This window comes from Dietzia sp. DQ12-76, assembly GCF_014145045.1.
In the GTDB taxonomy this organism is placed as follows: Bacteria; Actinomycetota; Actinomycetes; order Mycobacteriales; family Mycobacteriaceae; genus Dietzia.
The window spans coordinates 5,403-14,490 of the sequence record NZ_JAALDV010000302.1 but is presented as its reverse complement, the minus strand read 5'-3'; the positions used below and the strand labels follow the sequence as shown (position 1 = coordinate 14,490).

Sequence of the window (9,088 nt, the reverse complement as noted above, 5' to 3'; positions counted from 1 at the left end):
CGGCCGGCCGATCCGGCCGCGCGTGGACCGGCCGACCCCGCCGACCAGCTACATCAGCCCGACGACCTCACCCCGGCGCCTGATCAGGGGCCGGGGTGAGGTGACGACGATGGTGGGTTCAGAAGTCCCAGTCCTCGTCCTCCGTCGCCACGGCCTTGCCCATGACATAGGAGCTGCCCGAGCCCGAGAAGAAATCGTGGTTCTCGTCGGCGTTCGGGCTGAGCGCCGAGAGGATGGCGGGGTCGACGTTGGTCTCGTCCTTGGGGAACATCCCCTCGTAGCCGAGGTTCATCAGCGCCTTGTTGGCGTTGTAACGCAAGAACTTCTTGACGTCCTCGGTCCACCCCACGGTGTCGTAGAGGTCCTCGGTGTAGTCCGCTTCGTTGTCGTACAGCTCGAAGAGCAACTCGAAGGTGTAGTCCTTCAGCTCGTCGCGCTCCGCCTGGCCGATGTGCTCGAGACCGCGCTGGTACTTGTAGCCGATGTAGTACCCGTGCACCGCCTCGTCCCGGATGATGAGCCGGATGATGTCCGCGGTGTTGGTGAGCTTGGCGCGCGACGACCAGCGCATCGGCAGGTAGAAGCCCGAGTAGAAGAGGAACGACTCGAGGAGGGTCGACGCGACCTTGCGCTTGAGGGGGTCCTCGCCCGAGTAGTACCCGAGGGTGATGTGGGCCTTGCGCTGCAGGTAGGTGTTCTCCTCCGCCCAGCGGAAGGCGTCATCGATCTGGGGGGTGGAACAGAGCGTCGAGAAGATCGTGGAGTAGCTCTTGGCGTGGACCGACTCCATGAACGCGATGTTGGTGAGCACCGCCTCCTCATGCGGGGTCGCCGCGTCGGGGATCATGCTCACCGCGCCGACCGTCCCCTGGAGGGTGTCCAGCAGGGTCAGTCCGGTGAACACCCGGGTGGTGAGCTCCTGCTCCGAGTCCGTCAGGGTCTGCCACGACGGGATGTCGTTGGACACCGGGACCTTCTCCGGCAGCCAGAAATTGCTGGTGAGCCGGCCCCAGACCTGGTCGTCGACCTCGTCGGTGACGCGGTTCCAGTTGATCGCCGACACCCGGTCGACGAGCCGGGGGGCGACCCCGGCGGCGGGGCTGTGGGATCCCGGAGCGTGCAACTCGGCGGTCATCGGATCTCCTCGTGGTGGCGGGGGCGGTTCGGGTCGCAGGCCTGCGGCACCGGCGTCAGAGCATGCACGAGACGCACCCTTCGACCTCGGTGCCCTCGAGCGCGAGCTGTCGCACGCGGATGTAGTACAGGGTCTTGATCCCCTTGCGCCAGGCGTAGATCTGGGCGCGGTTGACGTCCCGCGTGGTGGCCGTGTCCTTGAAGAACAGGGTCAGCGACAGGCCCTGGTCCACGTGCTGGGTGGCCGCCGCGTAGGTGTCGATGATCTTCTCGTACCCGATCTCGTACGCGTCCTGGTAGTAGTCCAGGTTGTCGTTGGTCAGGTAGGGCGCCGGGTAGTAGACGCGACCGATCTTGCCCTCCTTGCGGATCTCGATCCGGGAGGCCACGGGGTGGATCGACGAGGTCGAGTTGTTGATGTAGCTGATCGATCCCGTGGGCGGCACGGCCTGGAGGTTCTGGTTGTAGATGCCGTACTGCTGCACATCGGCCTTCAGCGCACGCCAGTCGTCCTGGGTGGGCACCGCCACGCCGGCGTCGGCGAACAGCTGGCGCACCCGCTCGGTGGCCGGCTCCCACGCCCGGTCGGTGTACTTGTCGAAAAACTCGCCGGAGGCGTACGTGGACTCCGGGAATCCGGCGAACCAGGTCCCCCGCTCCCGGGCGAGGAGGTTCGACGACCGGATCGCGTGGTAGAGGACCGTGTAGAAGTAGATGTTCGTGAAGTCCACGCCCTCCTCGGATCCGTAGTGGATCCGCTCGCGCGCGAGGTAACCGTGGAGGTTCATCTGCCCCAGGCCGATCGCGTGCGACTCTGAGTTGCCGCGCTCGATCGACGGGACCGAGTCGATGTGGGTCTGGTCGGACACCGCGGTCAGGCCCCGGATCGCCGTCTCGATGGTCGCTCCGAAATCCGGGGAGTCCATGGCCTTGGCGATGTTGAGCGAGCCGAGGTTGCACGAGATGTCCTTGCCCACGTGCGAGTAGGTGAGGTCCTCGTTGTACGTCGACGGGGTGGAGACCTGGAGGATCTCCGAGCACAGGTTCGAATGGGTGATCTTGCCTGCGACCGGGTTGGCCCGGTTCACCGTGTCCTCGTACATGATGTACGGGTACCCGGACTCGAACTGCAGCTCGGCGAGGGTCTGGAAGAAGTGCCGTGCGTTGATCTTGGTCTTCTTGATCCGGCTGTCCTCCACCATCTCGGTGTAGTGCTCGGTGACGTCGACGTCCGCGAAGGGCTTGCCGTAGATCCGCTCGACGTCGTACGGCGAGAACAGGTACATGTCGTCGTTGCGCTTGGCCAGTTCGAACGTGATGTCCGGGATCACGACGCCCAGCGACAGGGTCTTGATGCGGATCTTCTCGTCGGCGTTCTCGCGCTTGGTGTCGAGGAACTTGAAGATGTCCGGGTGGTGGGCGTGCAGGTACACCGCGCCGGCTCCCTGGCGGGCGCCGAGCTGGTTGGCGTAGGAGAAGGAGTCCTCAAGCAGCTTCATCACCGGGATGACGCCGGAGGACTGGTTCTCGATGTGCTTGATCGGGGCGCCGTGCTCGCGGAGGTTCGACAGCAGCAGCGCGACCCCGCCACCGCGCTTGGACAGCTGCAGTGCGGAGTTGATGTTGCGTCCGATGGACTCCATGTTGTCCTCGATACGCAGGAGGAAACAGGAGACGGGCTCACCGCGCTGCTTCTTGCCCGAGTTCAGGAACGTCGGGGTGGCCGGCTGGAACCGACCGTCGATGATCTCGTCGACCAGGCGGCGGGCCAGGGTCTCGTCGCCGTCCGCGAGGGTGAGGGCGACCATGCAGACGCGGTCCTCGTAGCGCTCGAGGTAGCGCTTCCCGTCGAAGGTCTTGAGCGTGTACGAGGTGTAGTACTTGAACGCGCCGAGGAATGTCGGGAAGCGGAACTTCTTGGCGTAGGCGTGATCGAACAACTCGCGCACGTAGTTGCGGGTGTACTTGTCGAGCACCTCGCGCTCGTAGTAGTTCTTGTCGACCAGGTAGTCCAGCTTCTCGTCCAGGTTGTGGAAGAAGACCGTGTTCTGGTTGACGTGCTGGAGGAAGTACTCGCGCGCGGCCTCACGGTCCTTGTCGAACTGGATCCTCCCGTCCGCGTCGTAGAGGTTGAGCATGGCGTTGAGCGCGTGGTAATCCAGGCGCTGCCCCTCGCCCGCCTCACCGGCGATGGTGCCTTCGGGGGTCACGGTTGGTGCTGCCAAAACTCTTCCAATCCCTCACGGACGCGGATGACGTCCTCATGTGTGCCCATCAGTTCGAACCGGTAGAGGTACGGAACCCCGAGCTTGCGTGCGATCACATCGCCGGAGACCGCGTAGTCCGCACCGAAGTTGGTGTTGCCGGCGGCGATGACACCCCGGCAGAGGCTTCTGTTGTGCGCGTTGTTCAGGAACGCCACGACCTGTCGTGGGACCGAGGCGCCGGTCCTCCCGGTGACCTCGAGGCAACCCCCGTACGTCGGGACGATCAGAACATACGGGTCCGACACGACCGGCGGGGCATCGGTCCTCCGCGTGGGGATCCGCAGCGCCGGGAGCCCGAGCCGGTCGACGAACCGCTTGGTGTTCTCGGAGACGTTGGAGAAGTAGACGATCCTCACCGGCTCGGTGGCCGGCAGCGGAGCCGCCATGACTGCCCCCTTCGGATTACACGTGTTCCGGGAGCCCCCCGGTGTCGGGCAGGTGTCAGGCCGCGACGGTGACGAGAGCCTTGATCCGGTCCGGCCGGAATCCCGACCAGTGCTCGGTGCCGGACACCACGACGGGGGCCTGCAGGTAGCCGAGAGCCATCACGTACTCCCGCGCCTCGTCGTCCACCGAGATGTCGACCACCCGGTACTCGACGCCCTGCTTGTCGAGGGCCTTGTAGGTGGCGTTGCACTGGACGCAGGCGGGCTTGGTGTAGACGGTGACCATCAGTCGTGGACCTCTTTCGGCACGGGCGCCGCGGAGGCGCGAGGGGTACTTCTCGGACGGTCATCGGTTCCGGCTCGTGAGCCCGGCCTGTGGATAACCGCGGTGTCTGTCAGGGTTCGCAGCCCGAATGCCACGAGTGGTATTCATCGGGTGCCGCAACGCCTTAGACACTACCCCTAGTGTCCGACGAGTCAATGGACCACAACATTTTGGTCTTACAACGGTGGTATTCCCAGGTCGCGATCCCGCCTTGTGGACACCGCCCACCCCCGGCTGGACAGAGCGTCCCGGATGCCGACGCGCCGCTCCCCGGACGCCACACTGCCACGCCCGAACACGCGTCGGGAACCCGGTCCGGCGCCCCACAGGCCGTCCCCAAGCGCCCCACATCCTGTCCCCACCCGCTCCACAGGCGCGCCCGGTCACGCGCCCGTGATCGCCGGCCCCGACGGACCGGCATCGACGGTTCGGCACCGCCCCACGACGACGAGGGCCCGCCACCGGCGAACCGGTGACGGGCCCTCGCGGGTGCGTGGGCTCCCACGCGGACGGACTCAGCCCTGGCGGGCCTTGAAACGGGGGTCCTTCTTGTTGATCACGTAGACCTTGCCGCGACGACGGACAACCTGGGCGCCCGGCTTGTTCTTCAGCGACCGAAGGGACTTGCGGACCTTCATCTGGCGCTCCTTAGGCTCTCGGGGCGGCCGTGATGGCCGCCGACACGACTGGGATGACTGCGCGACACGTCCGACCCGGAGGTCGGATGCACGACACACAACTGGTCCATCGTAACGGACTGCCCCGTCAGAACTCCAACCGGCGATTCCGTGCGTCGACCCTGTCCCCGTCCGTACGTCACGCCGTGTCCGCCCCGCATGTCACCCAGAAGTCACACTGGGTTTCTATGCTGACGCCATGACCCAGTCCTCTCCCGGCATCAGCGCGCTCCGCGCGTCCATCATCCACGAACTCGGTGTTCGCCCCGACATCGATCCGGCGCAGGAGGTGGATCGTCGGGTGGCGTTTCTGGCCGACTACCTCCGCAGCACCCCGGCCACGGGGTTCGTCCTCGGCATCAGCGGTGGCCAGGACTCCACCCTCACAGGTCGACTCTGCCAGCTCGCCGCGGAGAAGCTGCGCGACGAGGGGCTGCCCAGCGCCCGATTCGTCGCCATGCGCCTGCCCCACGGCACCCAGGCGGACGAGGCCGACGCCGTCGTGGCCCTGGACTTCATCCGACCCGACGCCCGCGTCACCGTCGACGTTCGGCCCGCGTCGGCCACCATGTCGGCGGCCACTGCCGAGGCATTGGAGGTGCTGCCCGACCACGGGGGTCCGCTCCGCGATTTCGTGCGAGGGAACGTCAAGGCACGACAACGGATGGTCGCCCAGTACGCCGTGGCCGGGCAGCTCGGACTTCTCGTCGTGGGCACGGATCACGCGGCCGAGGCGGTCACGGGGTTCTTCACCAAGTACGGCGACGGCGGGGTCGATCTCACCCCGTTGACTGGCCTCACCAAGCGCCAGGGCGCCGCGCTCCTGCGATACCTGGGCGCGCCGGAGTCGACCTGGCGAAAGCTCCCCACCGCCGATCTCGAGGACGACCGGCCGGGACTGCACGACGAGGAGGCGCTGGGCGTGACCTACGAGCAGATCGACGACTATCTCGAGGGCCGCGACGGCGTGTCGGCGGAGGCCGTCGACCGGATCGAGCAGCTGTTCCTGGCCACCCGCCACAAGCGGGCCGTCCCGGCCACTCCTCTGGACACCTGGTGGCGCGAGGGGTGAGCCCCCGCGATCGCCCACCGCCGATCGGTCACCGCAGCAGCGCCCATACGGTGTCCAGCGCCTCCGCCGTCCCCGGTACGTCGTAGGACTGCGTGGTGAACACCGCCGCGCCGCGGCCCGTGCGCCGGTCGACGTATGCGATGGTGCCCAGTCCCCCGGCCCAACCGACGACCCCGCCGGGACGGACTTCGACCTGCATCCCGTACCCGCAGCCGGGTCCGATGAACCCCTCCGCGTCGGCCCGCTGCCGCGCGGTCAGGTGGTCGGCCGTCATCACCTCCACGTACTCCGACCCCAGGAGCACCCCACCGCCGACCAGGACGTCGAGGAATTCGAGGTGGTCCGAGACGGTCGAGGTCAGCCCGCACGCCAGAGACTCGAAGCGCGGCGGGTGGGCGAACCGGTCACCGGTGTCCAGCGCCCGTAAGCCCCCGTCGGGGCCGAGCCCGTAACTGGTGGGGAGTCGGTCGGGGTCGGCGGTGAACCCCACGTCCGCGAGACCGAGCGGGCCGGTGACGTGGTCGGCCACCAGGTCGGACACGGTCGCTCCCGTGGCCCTCGCCAGGAGGACACCCAGCACGTCGCTGCTGGTGTGGTAGTGCCAGCCCACCCCGGGCTGATCGGCCAGGGGCAGCGCGCCCAGCAGCCGCAGGTACTCGTCCGGCTCCATCGGAGGCGCGAAGGGTCCCGGCGCGATCTGTCGCTCGACCATGGCGACGGTCAGAGGACTGCCCTCTCCCGCCCATCCGACGCCGGCGGTCATGGTGAGCAGGTGTCGCAGGGTGATCTGTCGGCCGGCCGGCACGGTCCGGTCGATCGGTGCGCCGGGCCGGGTGAGGACCCGCGGGGCCGACAACTCCGGCAGAAGGGTGGAGACCGGGTCGTCGAGTGCGAGGATCCCGAGCTCGACCATCCGCAGCGCGAGCACGCCGCCCACCGGCTTGGTGTTGGACGACAGGGGGAACACCGTGTCAGGGTCGAGCGCGGGCCCGTCGGGTGACCGCGACCCGCCCGCTGCGATCAGCGTCCGGCCATCCTGCCGGACCCCGCAGACGAAACCCGTGAGCCGCCCGGCGTCGACCAGGGCGTCGAGCTCCCTGACGACGGTGTCGAACCGATCCATGGGATGACCCTACGTCCGCCCGGCCCGGCGGTGACAGGTTCTCCTCTTAGCGCCCGCGGTCAGCGACCCAGCCTCGCGAGCGGCCCGTGAACGTCGACCGGATCCAGGCAGGTGTCGGGGATCGTCCCCAGCGAGCACACACCCACCGGCAGAACCGGGCGGTAGCCCTCCGGGACTCCGCCGCGCGCGATCACGTCCCGGTAGGCGTCGACCCCGGAGGTCGGCCTGCGCTCGAGCAGCGGATCCGTGAGTACGTCGACCCGGTACAGGCCGAAGCGGGAGTCGTAGGTTCCCCACTCGTAGTTGTCGACCAAAGACCAGTGGTTGTATCCGATCACCGGGTAACCGTCGGCGGCCGCGCGCTGGATCCAGAAGACGACGTCCCGGAGGTAGTCGCCGCGCTCGATCCCGTCCTCCCGGTGCCCGTTGTGGGTGGGCATCCCGTTCTCGACGATGTACAGCGGCTTACCGGGAAAGTGCCGCGCGTAGTGCACGATCGACTCGTACATCCCTTCCGGTTGCGGACGCACGCCGGCGAAGTCGTCCCACGCGGCGCGGATGGTGGTGAGGTTGTCGAGCGCGATTCCGTAGTAGTAGTCGATCCCGATGAAGTCCAGCTCCTCGCGGATGTGGTTGAGCAGCAGGTCGTCGGTGGCCGGGGCGAACGCGGGGAGGTATGCCTCGTTGGCGGTCACCATCGCCTCCGGGTCGGCGCGGTGCGCGGCGTGGTATCCCAGCTTGTGGGCCGCGACGACGTTGTCGCGGAACTCGGTGAACTGGTGCAGGCCGACCAGGCCGATGCGAAGTTCGTGACTGAAGAACACCAGGGGCTCGTTGAAGGTGACCCACATCGTCCCGTCGCCGGCCCACCGCTCGGTGACGAGCTCGGCGTAGCGGCCGAAGGCCTCCACCGCGTCCGGCGAGAGGAAACCGCCCCGGTCGACGAGCCATCCGGGGTACACGTAGTGGACCATCGTGATCATGGGCGTCATCCCGTGCGCCCGGATCGTGTCGAGGATGTGGTCGTACCGACGCAGCGCCCCCTCGTCGTACCGCCCCGGCTCGGGTTCGATGCGGGACCACTCCACGCTGAGACGGAAGGTGGTGACGCCCATGTCGGCGGCGCGCGCGATGTCCTCCGGGTATCGGTTCCAGAAGTCCACCGCGTCGTTCACCGGGTCGGCCTCACCGCGGGCGGCCGCGGCGTCGACGTAGCGCTTCCAGTTGGAGTCCCTATTTGAACCCTCGACCTGGAAGCCCGAGGTGGCCACCCCCCAGTGGAACCCCTCGACCATCCGAGATTCGGCACGCGCCAGCGCGGAACCCGTGATCAGGACGGTAGCGACCAGTGCGATGACGAGCGCCGGGGCGAGCAGGAGCCTGGTGACAACACTCTTACGGGGAGTCATCCTCCCAACATCACACACGCCGGGCCCGCCGTCAGCGGTTTGGCCTCACGCCGTGCACCGGGGCCCCGGAACCGGTTACCGGGGTCCGAGTCGACGACTACCGTGAGGAGATGCGAACCCTGGGGAACGTGCTCTGGTTTCTTCTCGCCGGCTGGTGGTTGGCACTGGCGTACGTCATCGCCGGGGTCATCGCCTGCATCCTGATCATCACCATCCCCTTCGGCATCGCCTCGTTCCGACTCGCCGCGTATGTCCTGTGGCCGTTCGGCCGGCGGACCGAGTTCCGCCGGGACGCCGGTGCGCTCTCGATGCTCGGGAACATCCTGTGGATCCTGGTGCTCGGCTGGGAGCTGGCGCTCGCCCACCTGGTCGCGGGGTTGCTGCTGTGCCTGACGATCGTCGGCATCCCCTTCGGGATCGCCTGTTGGAAGATGGTCCCGCTGGCACTGCTCCCGCTCGGCCAGCGGATCGTCCCCATCCGTCACCCGTCCGAGGATCCCTTCGCGGCGGCGCCGGGCCCGCGACGGTAGGAGCGGGGGCTCAGTCCGAGGACCGTGCGGAAGTCCGCGGTGAGGTGGGCGTGGTCGGAGTACCCGAGGTCGGCGGCGACCCGGGCGATCATCACAGTGGGGTCGTCGCGTAGCCGCTGCGCGGCCTCCTGGAGTCGGTACCGACGGATCATCTTCAGTGGTGGC

10 protein-coding genes are annotated in these 9,088 nt (G+C 67.6%); 2 read left to right on the top strand and 8 right to left on the bottom strand.

Annotated elements, in window-relative coordinates; translation table 11 throughout:
- Positions 1–118: 118 nt before the first annotated feature.
- From nrdF to ykgO, 5 genes are all read right to left on the bottom strand, one after another.
- A complete protein-coding gene (nrdF, locus tag G6019_RS10805) occupies positions 119–1,135 on the bottom strand; it encodes a class 1b ribonucleoside-diphosphate reductase subunit beta (protein WP_182613811.1) in 1,017 nt (338 codons plus the stop codon).
- Positions 1,136–1,190: 55 nt separating this feature from the next.
- The gene (gene nrdE, locus G6019_RS10800) at positions 1,191–3,272 is read right to left on the bottom strand and encodes a class 1b ribonucleoside-diphosphate reductase subunit alpha (RefSeq protein WP_231750581.1); all 2,082 of its coding nucleotides are present in this window, start codon (positions 3,270–3,272) and stop codon (positions 1,191–1,193) included.
- Positions 3,273–3,340: 68 nt separating this feature from the next.
- On the bottom strand, positions 3,341–3,787 hold the full coding sequence (nrdI, locus tag G6019_RS10795; protein WP_107755991.1) for a class Ib ribonucleoside-diphosphate reductase assembly flavoprotein NrdI: 447 nt from the start codon (positions 3,785–3,787) through the stop codon (positions 3,341–3,343).
- Between the two features lie 55 nt (positions 3,788–3,842).
- A complete protein-coding gene (nrdH, locus tag G6019_RS10790; protein ID WP_107755990.1) occupies positions 3,843–4,073 on the bottom strand; it encodes a glutaredoxin-like protein NrdH in 231 nt (76 codons plus the stop codon).
- 554 nt (positions 4,074–4,627) lie between these two features.
- A complete protein-coding gene (ykgO, locus tag G6019_RS10785) occupies positions 4,628–4,750 on the bottom strand; it encodes a type B 50S ribosomal protein L36 (RefSeq protein WP_003852698.1) in 123 nt (40 codons plus the stop codon).
- A gap of 259 nt (positions 4,751–5,009) precedes the next feature.
- Here ykgO and nadE point away from each other — a divergent pair, with 259 nt between their 5' ends.
- On the top strand, positions 5,010–5,861 hold the full coding sequence (nadE, locus tag G6019_RS10780; RefSeq protein WP_309230211.1) for an ammonia-dependent NAD(+) synthetase: 852 nt from the start codon (positions 5,010–5,012) through the stop codon (positions 5,859–5,861).
- A 28-nt stretch (positions 5,862–5,889) separates the two neighbouring features.
- Here nadE and G6019_RS10775 read toward each other — a convergent pair whose 3' ends face one another.
- Entirely contained in the window at positions 5,890–6,984 is a 1,095-nt protein-coding gene (locus G6019_RS10775) for a serine hydrolase domain-containing protein (RefSeq protein WP_182613809.1), read from the bottom strand.
- Positions 6,985–7,043: 59 nt separating this feature from the next.
- Entirely contained in the window at positions 7,044–8,393 is a 1,350-nt protein-coding gene (locus G6019_RS10770) for a glycoside hydrolase family 1 protein (RefSeq protein ID WP_107755988.1), read from the bottom strand.
- Between the two features lie 110 nt (positions 8,394–8,503).
- On the opposite strand from G6019_RS10770, the gene G6019_RS10765 reads away from it, so the two are divergent.
- Positions 8,504–8,923, top strand: a complete 420-nt coding sequence (locus G6019_RS10765; protein WP_107755987.1) for a YccF domain-containing protein — start codon at positions 8,504–8,506, stop codon at positions 8,921–8,923.
- Here G6019_RS10765 and G6019_RS17325 read toward each other — a convergent pair.
- Positions 8,875–9,088: helix-turn-helix domain-containing protein (locus G6019_RS17325; RefSeq protein WP_241725995.1), on the bottom strand; the 214-nt coding region annotated here is incomplete at its 5' end. The genes G6019_RS10765 and G6019_RS17325 overlap by 49 nt on opposite strands.

What these genes read in the sequence shown, in the direction of transcription:
- G6019_RS10770 (WP_107755988.1), bottom strand. Translation starts at nt 8,393, where the DNA reads ATGACTCCCCGTAAGAGTGTTGTCACCAGGCTCCTGCTCGCCCCGGCG.
- nrdF (WP_182613811.1), bottom strand. Translation starts at nt 1,135, where the DNA reads ATGACCGCCGAGTTGCACGCTCCGGGATCCCACAGCCCCGCCGCCGGG.
- nrdE (WP_231750581.1), bottom strand. Translation starts at nt 3,272, where the DNA reads ATGCTCAACCTCTACGACGCGGACGGGAGGATCCAGTTCGACAAGGAC.
- G6019_RS10765 (WP_107755987.1), top strand. Translation starts at nt 8,504, where the DNA reads ATGCGAACCCTGGGGAACGTGCTCTGGTTTCTTCTCGCCGGCTGGTGG.
- nrdI (WP_107755991.1), bottom strand. Translation starts at nt 3,787, where the DNA reads ATGGCGGCTCCGCTGCCGGCCACCGAGCCGGTGAGGATCGTCTACTTC.
- ykgO (WP_003852698.1), bottom strand. Translation starts at nt 4,750, where the DNA reads ATGAAGGTCCGCAAGTCCCTTCGGTCGCTGAAGAACAAGCCGGGCGCC.
- nrdH (WP_107755990.1), bottom strand. Translation starts at nt 4,073, where the DNA reads ATGGTCACCGTCTACACCAAGCCCGCCTGCGTCCAGTGCAACGCCACC.
- G6019_RS10775 (WP_182613809.1), bottom strand. Translation starts at nt 6,984, where the DNA reads ATGGATCGGTTCGACACCGTCGTCAGGGAGCTCGACGCCCTGGTCGAC.